General features: G+C 57.2%; 13 protein-coding genes. 1 reads left to right on the forward strand and 12 read right to left on the reverse strand.

From position 1 onward, the window contains the following. Nucleotides 1-17: 17 nt before the first annotated feature. From ACOTXI_RS02230 to cmoM, 6 genes are all read right to left on the reverse strand, one after another. Complete coding sequence (locus ACOTXI_RS02230) at nucleotides 18-569, reverse strand: YcbK family protein (RefSeq protein ID WP_008499951.1); 552 nt, start codon at nucleotides 567-569, stop codon at nucleotides 18-20. A 174-nt stretch (nucleotides 570-743) separates the two neighbouring features. Further along, nucleotides 744-2,567, reverse strand: a complete 1,824-nt coding sequence (gene ldtD, locus ACOTXI_RS02235; RefSeq protein WP_103786700.1) for a L,D-transpeptidase — start codon at nucleotides 2,565-2,567, stop codon at nucleotides 744-746. Between the two features lie 178 nt (nucleotides 2,568-2,745). Continuing rightward, nucleotides 2,746-7,197 (reverse strand): chromosome partition protein MukB, encoded by a 4,452-nt coding sequence (mukB, locus tag ACOTXI_RS02240; RefSeq protein ID WP_058654658.1) that lies wholly within the window; start codon nucleotides 7,195-7,197, stop codon nucleotides 2,746-2,748. After that, nucleotides 7,197-7,901 carry a chromosome partition protein MukE gene (mukE, locus tag ACOTXI_RS02245; RefSeq protein WP_008499954.1) on the reverse strand — a complete coding sequence of 235 codons (705 nt, stop codon included), beginning with the start codon at nucleotides 7,899-7,901 and terminating at the stop codon, nucleotides 7,197-7,199. Before mukE ends, mukB begins: the two co-directional genes overlap by 1 nt. Continuing rightward, nucleotides 7,882-9,204, reverse strand: a complete 1,323-nt coding sequence (gene mukF, locus ACOTXI_RS02250; protein WP_008499955.1) for a chromosome partition protein MukF — start codon at nucleotides 9,202-9,204, stop codon at nucleotides 7,882-7,884. Before mukF ends, mukE begins: the two co-directional genes overlap by 20 nt. A 3-nt stretch (nucleotides 9,205-9,207) precedes the next feature. Then, the gene (gene cmoM / locus ACOTXI_RS02255; RefSeq protein ID WP_032649174.1) at nucleotides 9,208-9,987 is read right to left on the reverse strand and encodes a tRNA uridine 5-oxyacetic acid(34) methyltransferase CmoM; all 780 of its coding nucleotides are present in this window, start codon (nucleotides 9,985-9,987) and stop codon (nucleotides 9,208-9,210) included. A 124-nt stretch (nucleotides 9,988-10,111) separates the two neighbouring features. Here cmoM and elyC point away from each other — a divergent pair, with 124 nt between their 5' ends. Continuing rightward, nucleotides 10,112-10,891, forward strand: a complete 780-nt coding sequence (gene elyC, locus ACOTXI_RS02260; protein ID WP_058654659.1) for an envelope biogenesis factor ElyC — start codon at nucleotides 10,112-10,114, stop codon at nucleotides 10,889-10,891. On the opposite strand, the gene ACOTXI_RS02265 is transcribed toward elyC, so the two are convergent. From ACOTXI_RS02265 to msbA, 6 genes are all read right to left on the reverse strand, one after another. Next, nucleotides 10,868-11,761: a YcbJ family phosphotransferase gene (locus tag ACOTXI_RS02265; protein WP_048027209.1), complete on the reverse strand. Its 894-nt coding sequence runs from the start codon at nucleotides 11,759-11,761 to the stop codon at nucleotides 10,868-10,870. The genes elyC and ACOTXI_RS02265 overlap by 24 nt on opposite strands. 142 nt (nucleotides 11,762-11,903) lie before the next feature. Next, a complete protein-coding gene (gene kdsB / locus ACOTXI_RS02270; protein WP_058654660.1) occupies nucleotides 11,904-12,650 on the reverse strand; it encodes a 3-deoxy-manno-octulosonate cytidylyltransferase in 747 nt (248 codons plus the stop codon). Beyond that, a complete protein-coding gene (gene ycaR / locus ACOTXI_RS02275; RefSeq protein WP_006174474.1) occupies nucleotides 12,647-12,829 on the reverse strand; it encodes a protein YcaR in 183 nt (60 codons plus the stop codon). The genes kdsB and ycaR overlap by 4 nt, the downstream gene beginning before the upstream one ends. 45 nt (nucleotides 12,830-12,874) lie before the next feature. After that, the gene (locus ACOTXI_RS02280; protein ID WP_058654661.1) at nucleotides 12,875-14,104 is read right to left on the reverse strand and encodes a winged helix-turn-helix domain-containing protein; all 1,230 of its coding nucleotides are present in this window, start codon (nucleotides 14,102-14,104) and stop codon (nucleotides 12,875-12,877) included. A gap of 44 nt (nucleotides 14,105-14,148) precedes the next feature. Next, nucleotides 14,149-15,126: a tetraacyldisaccharide 4'-kinase gene (gene lpxK / locus ACOTXI_RS02285; RefSeq protein ID WP_008499962.1), complete on the reverse strand. Its 978-nt coding sequence runs from the start codon at nucleotides 15,124-15,126 to the stop codon at nucleotides 14,149-14,151. Further along, nucleotides 15,123-16,871, reverse strand: a complete 1,749-nt coding sequence (gene msbA / locus ACOTXI_RS02290; RefSeq protein ID WP_008499963.1) for a lipid A ABC transporter ATP-binding protein/permease MsbA — start codon at nucleotides 16,869-16,871, stop codon at nucleotides 15,123-15,125. The genes lpxK and msbA overlap by 4 nt, the downstream gene beginning before the upstream one ends. Nucleotides 16,872-16,879 lie beyond the last annotated feature (8 nt).

Genomic DNA, 16,879 nt, shown 5'->3' on the forward strand with positions numbered 1-16,879 from the left:
GCTCCTGTGTTTCGTTATTACCAGTGCCGAACCGGACCGGTATCAATATGCACAAAGTTGCTGCTGGGGTAATATCCTACACCACCTGCGCGCATAGATAACGCAGCTTTGCGAATATTGGCTAACGAAACGCCCTCAATATGGAAATCCATTGCCTGTCCCTTCGTGTGATAGCTTTTTTTCGCTACCCCGCGACTGTGGGCGCGCAGTTCATTATTGGTATCAACAGAGCGATAACCAGAAATAAGCTGCACCGGCTTGCTGGTGCCCAGCAGGCCCTGAAGGCGGTAAAGCTGATCAAACAGTCCTGGGTCGATGGCTTTAATTTTATTCGCGCGGAAATCACGGAAAAAATGGTTAAGTCTTGCTAATTCATCCTGAATATAGCCTCTGCCATCGAAGAATTCCGCTTTTAACGACTCACCGGTATGAAGATTGTTGAGCGTTAAAACTCGCGGACGAGGTGTCGAGAGGGTGGCAAATGCTGGCGTCGGCAAGATGGCCGCTGCGCCAAGCGCAACACCACCTAACGCCAGCAGTTTGCGGCGATTAGCGTCAAATTTGTCCATGATAATCAGGTCTACAGGTAAAAGAAATCGTAATATGCTTAGCGCACGAAGGGCACCTTAACTGGCAAAACCGGGTACGTCAAGGCGCCCAACCCCAGTGAATACGCGGCTTGCAGCGATATTGCCCCTTATTCACCCTAACTTACGACAATCATTTTTCCCGAACTGCTTCATTTACCTGATTAATTGTTCCGCTTTTGGCAAAATTTGTGCGCCGGATCGCGCGGTGAGATCATAATTGTAAATATCTGTACGGTACTGAGTCCGCCCGTCTTCGCCCACAAACGCCGTCAGATAGTAGAGATTGACCGGAATATTGTGGCGAATATTAACGTAACGCGTATCCCCTTGTTTCAGGGCATCCGAAATGCGCGTATCGTTCCACCCTGCATCCTGCAGCAGCATATTGGCCAGCTCCGAGGCTTTGTTCACACGCACGCAGCCAGAACTCAGCGCGCGCGTATCTTTCTGGAACAGGTTGTGGTTCGGCGTATCGTGCAGATAGATAGCGTCAGAACTCGGCATATTGAATTTGTAACGCCCTAAAGAGTTATGCGCCCCCGGTGCCTGCTGGAAACGGAACGGCAGGTTTGACGCCGTGATTGTCGACCAGTCGACCATATAAGGATCGATAGCCTCTTTACTGTTCCATCCACGCATCACCGTATAGCCATGACGTTCCAGATAACCCGGATCGTTCCAGACCTTCGGCAGAATGTCTTTACGCGCCAGCGTCGGTGGCACGTTCCACGGCGGGTTAACGACTACGTTATTGAGCGCGCTGCTCATCATCGGTGTTTTGCGGTCCGGACGCCCGACAATCACGCGCGACGCCAGTTTTTCGCTACCGTCCTGGTAATAGACCAGGGAATACGCCGGAATGTTAACCATAATGCCGGTAGAGAGGGTTCCCGGCAGCAGGCGCAAACGCTGGATATTGAGCGCCAGCACCCCTGCCCGCTGCGCAGGCGATACGTTCAGCCAGTCTCGCGTCGTCTGGCCAATGACGCCATCGGCTCCCAGCCCCTGAGCGGCCTGGAATTGCTTCACTGCCGCAACCAGCTCGCGATCGTATGCTGCGGGTTTATTGCTGACGGCAATCGCTTTTTTCTCTTTCACGGGCGCTGACGGGCTGACCGCCGCATTTTGCGGATCGTCGCCTGGCAGGGCGATATGTGGCCCGCCTTCAAGAAGACCCGAGCGCGTCAGGATCTCGCGCAGAGCAGGCACATCGCTGCTCCACTGCCCCGGACGCAGCGTCGCGGTGCCGCGCATCTGCGGCCATGGGCGCGAGTCGCCCACCAGCGCGAGGAGAGACTGGTGAAGCGTGGCGTATTGTGGATGCGCCGGTGCGAGGCTGGCAATAAAGCGCGGCAGTTCGCCATTATCGAGGGCTAACTGCCACTGGTTAATCACCGACAGCGCTGGCGTCACGAGCTTGTACGGCTTATCGCTGTACAGCCAGCGGTTGCCATTGACCGGAATACCCGCCACGAACTGCAGGTAACCCATCATGGCATCGGAAAGCACCACATCTCGCGCCTCCCCTGTTACGGCAGGATCGGTTAACAGCTCAACCCACTTTGTAAACTGCGGCTGAAACCCTGCAATTGCGACCTCCGCCAGCTGTTGCTGAAAGGCACGCACGGCATCGCGGTTTTCCCACATCGGTTTCATATCGCGGGCGGCATAAAGCAGCGTGAGCTGATTGAGATAGACAGGCGTGTAGCCTGACGGCAGCCCCGACTGCAGCTGCTGGCTGAGCGATTCGGCGTCGATGCCTTCCGGCAGCGGCTTAATACCGGCCATGATCGCTGTCGCCGGAGATTGCTCCAGCGGCTGGGACAACGACGTAGGCTGCGTGCCTGTCGTTGCCGAGCTGTCAGTCGGCACAATTTCAGGCTCGTCGGCCTGGGCGGTTAACAGTGGAGCAAACATCACTGCCAGACATAAACTTAGCGCCGACAGCTGACGACCACATTCTTTCTTAAGCAACATCCCTTGCCCCCTGTTTTCACGACATGCCCATCACGTTGGGGCTTTCTTTCATTATAGGTAGACGGCTAAGCTGTTGCCTTACCTTATGTAAAGAAGTTTAAAGATAACGCAGCCCTAAGCACAAGTTAAGTTTAAAAAAAAAGCGGCGCCAGAGCGCCGCTTCGGGTCAGAAGACACTTCAGGAAGCGTCCGCCGTAGTTTCCGGCAGTGACTCCGGCGGCTGCGGCGCAAAGCCGCGCAGCCCGACAACGTGAACGTGCTCGCTGTTCTGGAACACTTTACGCACCAGCTTGTAGGTTGTCCCTTTTTCAGGGCTAATGTTCTCCGGTGCGGCAATGATGAGCTGCATATCGAGACGTTCGCAAAGCTCAAACAGCGTGGCAATGGAGCGCGCATCAAGACGCGCCGCCTCATCCAGGAACAGCAGTCGGCATGGGGAGATGTCTTTGCCGCGCAGACGACGTGCCTCATCTTCCCAGCTCTGCACCACCATCACCAGAATCGACATCCCGGTACCGATGGCTTCACCGGTAGAGAGCGCCCCGGACTCCGCACGCAGCCAGCCGTCTGAACCACGGTTAACCTCAACTTCCATTTCCAGGTAGTTACGGTAATCCAGCAGCTCTTCACCGATGGTTTGCGGCGTACGCTGGCCCATATCAATCTGCGGATTCAGGCGCTGATACAGCTTCGCCAGCGCTTCGGAGAAGGTCAGACGGTTGCTGTTGAACAGATCCTGGTGCTGCTCGTGCTGCTCAGACAGCACTTCCAGCAGCGTCGCGTGGGCTTCACGCACGTTGACGTTGAGGCGCACGCTGTTCACCTGGCCAAACGACACGCTCTGCAGACCCTGGTTCAGCTGGCGAATGCGGTTCTGCTCGCGCTGAATAGTTTTGCGGATGATATTCGCCACGCTGCGGGAGCTGATCGCCAGCTTCTGCTCGCGAGAGGTCAGCTCTTCCGTCAGACGCCCCAGCTCGATTTCCATCTGCTCGATAGCCTCGACCGGATCGTCAGTACGAATGATGTCCTGACGAATACGCTCGCGCAGGTGCTGGTAAACCGCCACGAAGAACTGGATTTTACGTTCAGGGCGTTTCGGATCTTCGGACATGCGCAGAACATCGCGCAGGTGTTCGTTATCCGCCACCGCCAGACGCAGCGCACCCAGCGCCTTATCCGACATGGAACGCAGCTCATCGGCAGAGAGATACGCCAGCTCGCGACGGTGCAGACGACGCTCAACGTTATTGTCTTTCACCATGCGCATTACCGCGCACCAGCCTGCCTTGGCGGTCACGACCTGCTCGCGCATTTCATGGTAGTCGCGCTCCAGCTTGCGCAGGCGACGGGTCAGGTTATCCATCTCCGCTTCACAGAAGGTCAGCGCTTTTTCCAGCTGATTGCGACGCGCGCGGTTATTGCTGAGCTGAGCATGCAGCTCGTCACGACGAATGCGCGCGCGCTCTTCCGCCCCGCTGTCGGCACGGACGCCGATATCCTGAAGCTCTTTCTGCAGGTCGTTTAACAGCTCTTTCTTGGTGTCGAAGGAGCTTTTCAGCGAGGCCAGCACCTGGTTGTACTGGTTCAGCTGAGCGGAGTGGCTGCGCATTGCTTCGCGGGCGCGGGTACGCTCCGCTTCCGCCTGCTCAAGGCGCTGACGCAGCTTTTCATTCAGATCGCTGTTACCGCTCAGCATTTCTGCCGAATCGGAGTAGCCGAAGTGGGCGCGACGCTGCACCACTTCCGTCAGGGCGAACGCCTGCTGACGCGCCTCGCGCTGCACCTGCTGCGACCAGGCATAGTCTTCTTTCAACTGCTCAAACTGTTCCGGGTCGCTCTGCAGGACAGAGACAACCGGCTCCAGCTTCGCCAGCTGATTGCCGTGCTGCTGCACGAAGCGCGCGGCTTCCTGCGCTTCATCCAGGCGCTCCTGGATCTCGTCCACGCGATCGGCCAGGGTGTCATCCGCCAGCAGATTCAGGCGCGGCAGAATACGGTTAAGGGCCGCGACGCCCTCTTTCGCCTGCTCGAACTGGACGCGGCTCTGCTGGTTGTCGCTTTCATGACTGGCAATCGCCCGCTCCAGCTCGCCGCGACGGGTATTGAGCTTGCGAATTTCCGCTTCCGGATCAGCTTCAAAGGCCACGGCCAGATGGCTGCCGATAAAGCGGCTAAACGCCTGATGCAGGCGCTGGGTTTTCTGCACGTCAAACGACAGCGTCGCAAAACGTTCAGATAGCGTTTCACGCTCGGCGTGCAGGCTTTCGATGCGGCTTTCGCGCGCGGCGCGGCCAAACAGCGGCAGTTCCGGGAAGCGGGAATAGCGCCACTGACGGTCGGCGATTTTGACCACCACCGCTTTTTCCAGCTCGTCGACGCTAAATACGCTGTCATCGAACGACTGCGGATCCCCTTCGATCAGGTAAAGATCTTCCGGGCAATCTTCCAGGCCGGCAAGCTGCTCAGAAATCAGCGACAGATCCGGCACCACAATCGCATTACGGGATGGACCGTACAGCGCGGAGAAGTATGGCGCATCGTCCAGACCGACATCGTCGTAAATCTCGGACAGCAGCACGCCGCCAAAACGCTCCGCCAGGGCATTGAGACGCGGGTCTTCCGCACCGCCCGGCTGGCTTAAGCGTTCAATTTCTTCGTCGACTTCACGCTTGCGCGTGCCGACTTCATCACGCTCAACAATGGCTTCGCGCTCACGCTCCAGCAGCTGCTGCAGGTATTCGGTCACTTCCTGACTGGATTCAAACTGCTCGCCGCACTGCTCACTGAGCTGGTTAAGGCTGCTCTGGGCCGCCAGCCAGACCGGTGCACGCTGCAGAAGCGCTTGCGAACGGGACTGCAGCTGTTCCAGCTCCTGACGCAGGGTCATACGCTGTTCGCTGGCGCTGGAGACCGTGTCTGAAAGCGCAGCGATACGCGCCTCGAGTTCCTGATGCAGGGCCTCAAGCTCGTCAAAATCGTAATTTTTGCCCTGACGTTTGCAGAATTCCGCCAGCAGACGCTCGGCTTCCTGCTGCTCGCGCAGGCGCTGTTCCAGCTCGTTCAGACGCATACGCAGCGGCTGAACCTGCTCGGCCAGATGGCGTTGGTTCACGCCGTCGCGCAGCAGTTCACGGGCAACGTCCCAGGCTTCGTTACGCGCCAGCGGGCCGTTAATCGCCACAACCAGCTGATAGGCCTGCTCAAACTGGCTGTGTGCCGTTTGCGCAACGCTCATTTTCTGTTCGAGGGACAGCAGTTTCTCAGTGGCTTCCTGCTCTTTGGCCTGGAAGGTATCCAGCCACTCGTCGGCGCTTTCCGGCGTCAGGTCAGGCAGATGGCACAGCTCTTTCGCGCGCTGTAATGCCTGCAGTGCCTGGGTGTACTGGATCGCGCGCGTCTGCTGCACGTCCAGCGCCTGCTGGTAATCGGCAAGCTGGCTTTTCAGCTCATCCACTTCCAGCTCGGCCGCTTCGGCGCGGGCTTCGTTCTCTTCCTGCATCTCGGCGGCTTCGGCCACCACTTCATTTTGCTCTTCAAGACGAATTTGCAGCTCGTCGAGGTCCGCTTCATAGCGCTCGATTTTTTCCTGCTGACGGAGCGCAGTTTGCACCAGGTTCAGGTGATCGCTGGCGGCCTGGTAGTCGGCTTCCAGGTCGCCCTCGGAACCGTTGTGCTCACCGAGCTCGCGCGCCATTTCGACGTGCTTGTACTGCTCGGCCACCAGCTGTTTGCGGGAGGTAAACAGCTCGCGGCGATATTCTAATGCCTGATCGAGGTGGACGCGGCGCTCGTTGGCGTGGCGCATGTAGTCCGCCGCCACGTAGTTGGTGGCTTCGCTGATCAGGTGTTTAAACAGGTCACGGTCAGACTGGGTAACGCGAATCGCTTCCAGCGTCATGCGGTTTTCACGCAGCGCCGCTTCCATGTCCTGGAAGGCCTTACGCACGCCGCTGTTTTCCGGCAGCAGGTAGTCGCGCAGGGAGCGGGTAATGGCGCTGGAGATACCGCCGTACAGGGACGCTTCGATCAGGCGGTAGTATTTGCTACGGTCTGATGCGGTACGCAGACGACGCGCCACCACGCCGAGATCGAACATCAGCGAGTGGTAGTCGGTAATCGAGTTGAACTGCTTGAACTGCACGCCTTCGATCGCTTCGAGCTTATCTTTCAGCTCCTGGAGCGTCAGCACGCGCGCCTGGCGTTCGTTCAGGGTTTCCGTCAGCAGCGCCGTTGGCTGCATGGACGTTGGCAGCCCCTGGATGGCGAACGGTTTAATATCGACTTTACGATCGCGACCGGCAACCTGCTGCAGGCGTACGCCCACCACCACGCGCTGATGGCGGGAGTTAATGACGTCCAGAACCGAATAGCAGACGCCGGCCTTCAGCTTCCCGTGCAGACCTTTGTCACGGGAGCCGCTTGTGGCACCCGCTTCAGTGGTGTTACGGAAGTGAAGCAGCGTCAGGTCAGGGATCAGCGCCGTGACAAAGGCCGCCATGGTGGTGGATTTACCCGCCCCGTTACCGCCGGAGAGCGTCGTGACCAGCTCATCCAGATCGAACGTTCGGGCAAAGAAGCCGTTCCAGTTAATCAGCGTCAGTGAGCGAAATTTACCGCGTTCAATCATTACTCTTCCTCCCCGCTATCCGGCAGATTCTCTTCATGCTCATCATTGAGCTGCAAATGGTTTTCCACCGGCATCGCTTCACCGTCGCGGATCATGCGAAGCTGCGCTTCACGCGCGTCATCGCCCGCACGCACGTCGGCGCCGAAGCGGAAGACAGATTCCGTAATGCGGAATTTGCTGCTGTCGTGACCCATAAACCAGACCATCCCCAGACGACGCAGACGGTTCAGGGAAGAGCGAACCTTTTCCTGTAATTTCTGACGGTCAAGATCCGACCCTGTGGAGCGGTTGTTCACCAGCTTGAGCAGCTTGCTCTCATCTGCCAGCGTCAACAGCTCGTCGTAAAGCTCCTGCTGGGTGAAGATCCCTTCATTCGCCAGACGTTCCGGGCTGAGGTAGAGGTAGCAAAGAATTTTGCCGACCATCATATCCAGCTCGGAGAGCACGGAACGCGGAATCAGCGTCGTGGAGCGCGGGCGCAGGTAGAAAAACCCTTCCGGCGCGCGGATAAGCTCCACGTTGTAGCGTGCGTAAAACTCTTCCAGATACTCCTGGAAGTCCATCAAAAAGGCGTGATTATCCAGCTCGTCTAAGCCAATGTGACGACCGGCACGCAGCTGGCTGTCCAGCGCCGGAAATAACGGATTCGCCAGCGCCTGTGCCAGCTTAACCGGCATCACTTGTTCAATATTTGTCAATGACATGCGCCTGTACCTTGGCTCCGTAATCGTTAATTGGCTGCCACTTCGGCGGCAGTCCGGTGAAGTCTGCTTGCGCGATACCCAGGCGAACCGCCTGGTCTACCACAATGCGGGCAACGTCGAAGTGGCGCGCGCGCGGATATTGCGCCAGATAGTCGCGCACCACGAGTCCAAGATCCAGCGGAGCTTGTCTGGTTTTATAGACCGCGAGCTGTTCTTCGATCATCGCCGCAAGCTGCTCGCGAATTTCGTTAAATTCTTCGTATTCGAGATCCGGCGGCAGTTCACCGGTCACCTCTTCATCGCGCAGCGCCATCTCTTCGTCGCGCATATCCAGCAGACGATCGGCATTGGCGTAGGTCAGCGCCCACGGCGCATCGAAATAGGTCTGCACCGACTGGCGCAGACGCTGGGCAAAGACGCGGTTCTTATCCATATCGATCGCGGTACGGATAAATTTATGCACGTGTCGGTCATAGCCAATCCACAGGTCGATCGACTGCTGGCCCCAGCTGATGATACGGTCCAGCTTGCTCTGCAGGTCGAACACTAAACGATCGATAAAGTGCAGATCGTCGTGCGCCAGCGTCGCGTCCTGGATGCGCAGCAGGTTCGCCTGCAGCTTATCCCCTGCGGCTTCCAGCGTATCCTGCAGCTCACGCAGCGTACCGGAGGTTTCTGACAGCAGAAGTTCACAGCTGGAGATGGCCGCTCGCCAGTCTTTATTCAGCAGCTGTGCGATATCGTCTTTCACCTGCTGCTGCTGTTCGTCCATCAGGCGCTGGGTCAGATCGATACTGTCGAAGATTTCCGCCACTGAATATTTCAGCGGTGCATAGACGTTTCGGTGCCAGTGGAATTCGTCACCGTCTTCATCTGCCGCATCGGCGGCGCGCTTAAGCTCACCCGCCACGATCGACAGCTGCATGGAAAGACGCAGCGTGGAAAATTCACGCTGGCGGATATAATAATCGGTGATGCCGATGCCCAGTGGCGTCAGGCGATAGATGGCGTTTCCTTCCGCCTGCTCGCTGGTAAAGCGGTTCAGCAGACGTTGACGCACCATATCGTTGATCGCGTTGTTGGCACGGACGCTAATGGTTTCGCTGGTTTGCTCAAACGCATCACTGACGTGGCGGAACGCATCCACCAGTTCACCCTCGCTCATTTCACCATCCAGCCGCTCGCCGTTCAGCGTGGCGACCGCCAGCAGGAAAGAGAGTCTGTCTACCGGCAGCGAGATGGAGAAATCGTTTTTCCTGGCCCAGGCAACCAGTTCGGGGACTGTCTGGGAAAATTCACTCATAGGTTATCCTTGCATCTGCGGCTTGTGCGCGGTGACGTGAATATAGCGGCCAAGGCTGACAAAAGGCTCCTGACGGCAATACCGCGTTTCCAATTCTGTTAAGGTGTCAAAACAGTCACGCTGTTTGTGTTTTTCACGCAGATAATCATGAAACACCCTGACGCCCGTCTTCCCGACAATCTGCCAGCCAATCGCTTCCAGCCAGCCATAAACCTGCTGTGGATCGCGCGGATAGTCCGGGGAAAGCGTGCGCTTTTTCTTTTTGGGCATCCCGACCTGGACATAGTCGAAGTTTCCCGCAACCATGTTGTGCATCAGGAAGCCGTTAGCATTGTAGAACATCAGCGACAGCGTGCCGCCCGGGCGCAACATCGACCACAGGGTTTGTAACACGCTTTGCGGATCGGCAACCCACTCCAGCACCGCATGAAACAATATCAGATCAACCTGGGTTTCCAAATGCTGTGCGATGTCCTGAGCGGCGCATTGTATAAAATGCATGTTGTCGCTCACACCTTTCTCTTCTGCCGCACGCGTCGCGCGGGCGACCATTTCAGCAGAAAGATCGCAAAGCGTGACGTGATGACCGCGTTCAGCCATTTTTATGGCCGTCTGCCCTTCACCACCACCGGCGTCCAGCACGCGCAACGTTTGGCCGCCGAACGTAGCCAGAATGGTGTCCAGATCCTGCCAGAGGATCGTCTGACGGAGCTGCCCCTTCGTGGTGCCATAAATGTTGCGCGAAAATTTTTCCGCGATGTCATCAAAATTGCGATCCCGCATTGGGAGAGTTCCACTCGCTAACTGCAAAACCGCTATTTTGTCACACCCGCGCGGAGAATGAACCTCTCTGGTGTAATATCACCGGCAATCACCTGCTATATGGTCAAAAAAGGAACCAAAAAGGATGCTTTTTACCCTTAAGAAATACATTGGAGGGATGATGCTTCCCCTTCCGCTGCTGCTCATCATCATCGCGCTGGGGCTGGCGCTGGTGTGGTTCAGCCGCTTTCAGAAGAGTGGCAAAACGCTTATCACGCTCGGCTGGCTGGTCTTGCTGCTGTTGAGCCTGCAGCCGGTCGCGGATGGCCTGTTACGCCCCATCGAAAACAGGTACCCAACATGGCAGGGAAATCAGAAAGTGTCGTACATCGTGGTGCTGGGCGGTGGATATACCTGGGATCCTGACTGGGCTCCGAGCTCAAACCTGATCAACAACAGCCTGCCACGGCTGAACGAAGGTATTCGCCTGTGGCTGGCAAATCCGGGATCAAAAATGATCTTCACCGGCGCGGCGGCCAAAACGAACCCGGTGAGTACGGCTGAAGCAGGCGCCAGGGTCGCGGAATCTCTCGGCGTGCCGCGTTCCTCAATCATCACGCTGGACAGCCCGAAAGACACCGAAGAAGAGGCTGCTGCAGTGAAGCAGGCGATTGGCGATGCCCCGTTCCTGCTGGTGACTTCCGCCTCGCACCTGCCGCGCGCGATAATTTTCTTTGAGAAGCAAGGCCTGCACCCGCTTCCCGCACCAGCAAACCAGATGGCCATCGACGCACCGCTCAACCCGTGGGAACGTGCGATCCCCTCCCCGGTATGGCTGATGCACAGCGACCGCGTCGGCTACGAGACGCTCGGACGCCTCTGGCAGTGGCTGAAAGGATCCTCAGGCGAGCCAGGGCAAGAGTGATTTTGTTGCCAGATCGAAGTTTGCGCGATTGAATCGTCCGGTGTTCACCAGCTGCGCGACTTCGTCCCAGAGCAGGTAGAGCCAGCGTCGCCAGAGAAACGCTTCCGCAACGGGGGCGCGTTGAAGGTAATGCCACAGTAAGCCTTCCGCCGCCCCGCTGTCGCTGAGCCTGAACAGCTCATATTCGCGCGGTGCCCAGAGCATGATGCCCGGCCCCACCATTGCCAGAAGCTGATCGCTGCGGGCGTCTTTGAGCATGCTGCGCAGGGTGAAGTTACCGTGGATCAGCACGCAGTTATCGTTAAAACCTTCGAACAGCGCCGGTAAACACTCCCGGGTGCGAAACAGGATACGTTTGTCCTGCATGGTTAAACCGGTATTGTTGAACTGGTTAAGCGTTCCCCACAGCACTTCAACCCGCTGGCGGTACCACAGCGGCCAGAGGTTTTCCTGGGTGCTGTCAACCGGTCCGACAAGTCCACGGCTATCCTGACGGTGCCAGGCCAGCAGCGCCTCGACAATCTGGTCTTTTAGCTGTTCCCAGCGTTCCGGCGTTCGCGCGGGCGCTTCAACGGGCACACCGCGTAAACGTTCAATCAGCAGTACGTCCGGGCCGGGGTGTTCCTCATGGGTCATCACGCCATACACCGTCGGCATACGCACGGTTCCCTCCCGCGCCAGCATCGACATTTTCCATGCAAGCTGCCTGGCAACGCCGGGTGACGTGAAACTTCTTGCCATTAGCGGCATTGGGTTACCCTGACTGTCGTAAAGCGACCAGAGCGCGGTATCGGCTTTTTCACTCACGCATTCGACCCGGCTTAACTTTTCACCCAGCAGATGGCTAAGTTCGGCACGCAGCTGTTCCATATGAGATTACCCCCATTAAGACTACTGCTTTTATAATGAGCGTCCTTAATGAAGATGTCACCCGGAAGAGATCAATCAGGAAAAAGAAAGTGAAAAATAAACCGGAGAGTGCATCTCTCCCAACGGAGAGATGCTGGTAAGATTAACACAGTTCGGCGCGAACGCGCTCAAGATCTTCAGGGGTGTCTACGCCCGTGCCGGGTACTTCCTCAGCAACAGCAACGTGAATTTTCTCGCCGTACCAGAGCACGCGAAGCTGCTCCAGCATTTCGATATGCTCCAGCGGGCTCGGCGCCCAGGCCACATAGCGGCGAATAAAGCCGGCGCGATAGCCGTAGATCCCAATATGACGCAGGAAGGTATCACCGATGGTCTCTTTAGAAAGCGCAAAGCGATCGCGATCCCACGGGATCGTGGCACGGGAGAAATAGAGCGCATAGCCTTCCGCATCCATGACGACCTTCACCGCATTCGGGTTGAAAGCTTCTTCTGCATGATGAATGGGTACCGCCAGCGTGGCCATTCCGACCTGACGCTGCGCCAGGTTTTCGGCCACCTGACGGATAATGACAGCGGGGATCATCGGCTCGTCACCCTGCACGTTTACGATAACCGTATCATCACTGAAACCGCATTTCTCAACCACTTCCGCCAGACGCTCGGTGCCGGACTGGTGATCTGCGCGGGTCATGCATACCTCACCGCCTGCCGCCTCAACCGCACGAGCGACATCCGGATGATCGGTGGCAACAATCACGCGGTCAGCACCGGATTCACGCGCACGTTCAAGGACATGCACGATCATCGGCTTGCCATTGATATCCACCAGCGGTTTACCCGGCAGACGGGTTGAAGCGTAACGCGCAGGAATAATGACAACAAAACTCATGGTTTGCTCTCTTCTGCCACCAGGGAACGGGCTTCGTTTTCCAGCAATACCGGAATACCGTCACGCAGCGGGAAAGCCAGGCTGTCCAGCTTGCAAATGAGCTCTTGTTTGTCCTGGCTGTAGTAGAGTTTGCCGTTGCATACCGGGCAGGCAATAATTTCAAGTAAACGGTGATCCATAGTTCCTCCGTATGGGTAATCGCTAAAGCTTAACACATTCCTTTTTCAGGGCGTGCCTGTTTCCCAGCCACTTCGACAGGATGTAAACAATCCGTCAGGTACCTGGCCCAGCGTCACGTCGTCGGCCCCCTGCCAGCGCGCGAATTCGCTAATGGCGGACGTTAACCCTTTTTCCAGGCTCGCCGTCACCCTCACGCCCTCTTGCAAATAAAGCGCAATGATTTCAAGCGTGCCGGTCTTGCGGTGCATTTTGGCATCCATGCGCCCGACCAGCTGCCCCTTATGCAGGAGCGGTAAAACAAAGTAGCCATACTGGCGCTTTGGGGCCGGGGTATAACATTCCAGCCGGTAGCTGAAATCAAAGAGTTGCTCGGCGCGTTTTCTGTCCCAGACGACCGGGTCGAAAGGCGACAATACTGCGCTGTGGGTCGCCTGCAGTTTCCCCTCCAGGGCCTGAGGCAATAGCGGGAGGAGATCCGCATGTAGCCACATTTCGCCCAGCGTTTCCACGGTAACGGGAATGACGCGCTGTTCGCGTTGCCACATGTCCAGCAGCGGTTTCAGCGCGGGCTGGCGCAGGCGATAATAATCTGCCAGCCATTGCGAGCGAAAAATCCCCAGGCTGCGGGCGCTGTTTTCTAACATAATGGCCTCGGCCGCCTCCTGAGTAAGCAGGTCGCGCTCGTCGTCCCAGTGGGGCATCACGCGATGCGTGAGGTCGTAGACGCGTTGAAAATTACGCCGCTCAATCACCATGACTTTGCCTGAGGTAAACAGGCCTTCGAGATGACGCTTGTGCGGCTTCCACTCCCACCAGCCGCTTGTACCTTTGCGCGGGTGTTCAAAATCGGCGGAGCGTACAGGACCGTTTTCCTGAATATGCGCGATGAGCTGCTCTATTTCAGCCGCATGTTCCTGCATCCACGCCTGCCGGTATTTCCAGCCCATCTTTTCCGGCGCAAGCATACGGTGACGCACAAGGGCAAAATCGCTGCGGGGAAGGAAGCAGGCTTCGTGCGCCCAGTACTCCATCAACTCCCCCTTGCTGAGCGCCTCATCCAGCCACTGAGAAGGATAGCTCCCCAGGCGGCTGAACAGCACCAGGTAAGGGCTACGTGCCACAATATTAATGGTGTCGATCTGGAGTAGCGACATGCGCTGTACGGTAGAGAGAATATCGGCAGGCTGCGCGCGGCGGCGGGGCTTTTTGAGCAGCCCCTGCGCGGCAAGGTGGAGATTACGTGCGGCTGAGAGCGAGAGTTGCGGTAAAGACATGCGTTTTCCTGTCAGTCAAAGCGCCACCAGAACCGCGTAAGCCTTTAGTGCACCAACGCAATCAGTTCCTTGAGCAAATGTTCCGGCTGCTCACCGCTGAGTTCGGCGTCAACCGGCAGATACCACCAGTTATCTTTCGCAAAGGCGCGGCATTTCACCGCATCTTTTTCGGTCATGATCAGCGACTGCCCGGGTACGGTCAGGGCAGCGACCTGCCCTTCCACCAGCGCCTGGTGGTCGGCCAGCGGAACGCGTTTTTCCAGCCGGGCACCACACTGTTCCAGCGTCGCGAAGAAGCGCGGCGGATGACCAATGCCCGCCATCGCTACCAGTGAAGGCAACTCTGAAACCGACCGGCGTTCACCCGTCACCAGGTTGATTGCCAGACCCGGCTGCAGGTGCATCGGGATTTCACCCGTTTTCGCCTCACCACCGTTCACGATCACCGCATCCACGGACGTCAGACGCGAAGCGCGTTCGCGCATGGGTCCGGCAGGTAACCACCAGCCGTTCCCAAAACGGCGAACCCCGTCGATGACCACAATCTCTTTATCTCGCGCCAGGGCATAATGCTGCAGACCATCGTCAGTGATAATGATCTGTACCGCATGTTCGGCAAGCAGGGCCCGGACGGCATCGCTGCGCACCGGGGAGACCGCAACAGGGGCGCCAGTACGCTGGAAAATCAATACCGGTTCATCACCCGCTTCAGCCGTCGTGGTTTCCGCTGTCAGCAACAGCGGGTAATGCGCCGCTTTACCACCATATCCCCGCGATACCACGCCCGGGCGTATACCGCGCTTTTGCAACTGCTCCACCAGCCAGATCACCACCGGCGTTTTGCCGTTGCCGCCCGCCGTAAGATTACCGACAACCACAACGGGCACCGGCGCGCGCCAGGCCCGCTTCACCCCAAGACGATAAAGCAGACGGATAATGCCGCTCACCAGGCCGTAGAGCCAGGAGAGCGGCAAAAGCAGCAGCCACAGCGGGGATTCACCGGACCAGATGCGTGCAATCATTCGCCGAACTGCATCTTATGAAGCTGAGCGTAAACGCCGCGGTGTTCCAGCAGATCAGCATGGCTTCCGCGTTCAACAATGACCCCATCCTCAACCACGACGATTTCATCAGCCTGCTCGATAGTCGACAGACGGTGTGCAATCACCAGCGAGGTGCGGTTCTTTTGCAGCTCATCCAGCGCCGACTGAATCGCGCGTTCAGATTCCGTATCCAGCGCAGAGGTCGCTTCGTCCAGGATTAGGATCGGGCTGTCGCGCAGCAGCGCTCGGGCAATGGCGATACGCTGACGCTGCCCACCGGAGAGCAGTACACCGTTCTCGCCGATGATGGTATCCAGACCGTTATCCATCTTGTTGATAAAGTCCATGGCGTAGGCCATACGTGCGGCGTTCTCAATCTGCTCGCGGCTGTACTCTTCAGTGCGTGCATAAGCAATATTGTTTGCCACGGTATCGTTGAACAGGTGCACGTTCTGGGAGACCAGCGCCACCTGGTTACGGAGCGACTGCAGGGTATACTCCCGCAGATCGTGACCGTCTAACAGAATTTCACCTTCGTCAATGTCGTAGAAACGGGTGATCAGGCTGGCAATGGTCGATTTACCCGAGCCGGAACGGCCTACCAGCGCAACGGTTTTCCCCGCCGGAATGGTCAGGTTGATATTGCGCAGAGCCGGTGTTTCGCGGCCAGGATAGGTAAAGGTCACATTGCGGAACTCAACGTCGCCGTTCGCGCGCTCAATGACGCGTTTGCCTTCATCTTTTTCCTGTTCGGAATCCAGAATGCTGAAAAGGGTCTGACAGGCCGCCATCCCACGCTGGAACTGGGCGTTGACGTTTGTCAGTGATTTCAGCGGACGCATCAGGGCGATCATTGAGGAGAAGACCACGGTGATGGTACCCGCCGTCAGCGTCTCCATGACGCTCGGGAAGCTTGCCGCATACAGAACGAACGCCAGCGCCAGTGAGGCAATCAGCTGAATAATCGGGTCGGAGATAGAAGAGGCCGAGACCATTTTCATCCCCTGCAGACGCATTTTGTTGCTCACTTTATCAAAGCGTTTGGTTTCAACGTCCTGACCACCAAAAATCAGCACTTCTTTATGCCCTTTCAGCATCTGCTCTGCGCTGGTAGTCACCTGCCCCATCGTATTCTGCATATTCTTGCTGATATTACGGAAGCGTTTTGAGACGACGCGGATAGCAATAGAAACCACAGGTGCCAGAACGATAAGGATGAGCGACAGCTGCCAGCTGTAGTAGAACATCATCACGAACAGGCCGATAATCGACGCGCCCTCGCGCACAACCGTAATCAGCGCGCTGGAAGAGGAAGAGGCAACCTGCTCGGAGTCGTAGGTGATCCGCGACAGCAGCGTCCCGGTTGACTGCTTGTCAAAGAACGCAACCGGCATGCCCATCATGTGACTGAACAGCCGACGGCGCATGGTCATCACCACTTTCCCGGATACCCAGGAAATGCAGTAGCTGGAGATATAGCTGGTGATACCGCGTAAGATCATCAGTCCGATAACCACCAGAGGCATCCATAGCAGCACTGAGCGATCCGTTTTACCAAAACCGTCGTCCAGTAACGGTTTGAGAAGCGATAGCATAAAGGTATCGCTGGCTGCGTTGAGGATTAACGCTACACCCGCCACGATCAAGCCTGCTTTAAAAGGGGCAATCATCGGCCAGAGTCGGCGGAACGTTTGCCACGTGGAGAGATCTTTGTCGTTATGCATTCAAAAAA

The organism is Enterobacter cloacae complex sp. BZL2005, from assembly GCF_049238885.1.
GTDB classification, from domain to species: Bacteria; Pseudomonadota; Gammaproteobacteria; order Enterobacterales; family Enterobacteriaceae; genus Enterobacter; species Enterobacter roggenkampii.

Excerpts from the sequence above, each read along its gene's own strand:
- ACOTXI_RS02230 (WP_008499951.1), bottom strand. The coding sequence starts at position 569 with ATGGACAAATTTGACGCTAATCGCCGCAAACTGCTGGCGTTAGGTGGT.
- ldtD (WP_103786700.1), bottom strand. The coding sequence starts at position 2,567 with ATGTTGCTTAAGAAAGAATGTGGTCGTCAGCTGTCGGCGCTAAGTTTA.
- mukB (WP_058654658.1), bottom strand. The coding sequence starts at position 7,197 with ATGATTGAACGCGGTAAATTTCGCTCACTGACGCTGATTAACTGGAAC.
- mukE (WP_008499954.1), bottom strand. The coding sequence starts at position 7,901 with ATGTCATTGACAAATATTGAACAAGTGATGCCGGTTAAGCTGGCACAG.
- mukF (WP_008499955.1), bottom strand. The coding sequence starts at position 9,204 with ATGAGTGAATTTTCCCAGACAGTCCCCGAACTGGTTGCCTGGGCCAGG.
- cmoM (WP_032649174.1), bottom strand. The coding sequence starts at position 9,987 with ATGCGGGATCGCAATTTTGATGACATCGCGGAAAAATTTTCGCGCAAC.
- elyC (WP_058654659.1), top strand. The coding sequence starts at position 10,112 with ATGCTTTTTACCCTTAAGAAATACATTGGAGGGATGATGCTTCCCCTT.
- ACOTXI_RS02265 (WP_048027209.1), bottom strand. The coding sequence starts at position 11,761 with ATGGAACAGCTGCGTGCCGAACTTAGCCATCTGCTGGGTGAAAAGTTA.
- kdsB (WP_058654660.1), bottom strand. The coding sequence starts at position 12,650 with ATGAGTTTTGTTGTCATTATTCCTGCGCGTTACGCTTCAACCCGTCTG.
- ycaR (WP_006174474.1), bottom strand. The coding sequence starts at position 12,829 with ATGGATCACCGTTTACTTGAAATTATTGCCTGCCCGGTATGCAACGGC.
- ACOTXI_RS02280 (WP_058654661.1), bottom strand. The coding sequence starts at position 14,104 with ATGTCTTTACCGCAACTCTCGCTCTCAGCCGCACGTAATCTCCACCTT.
- lpxK (WP_008499962.1), bottom strand. The coding sequence starts at position 15,126 with ATGATTGCACGCATCTGGTCCGGTGAATCCCCGCTGTGGCTGCTGCTT.
- msbA (WP_008499963.1), bottom strand. The coding sequence starts at position 16,871 with ATGCATAACGACAAAGATCTCTCCACGTGGCAAACGTTCCGCCGACTC.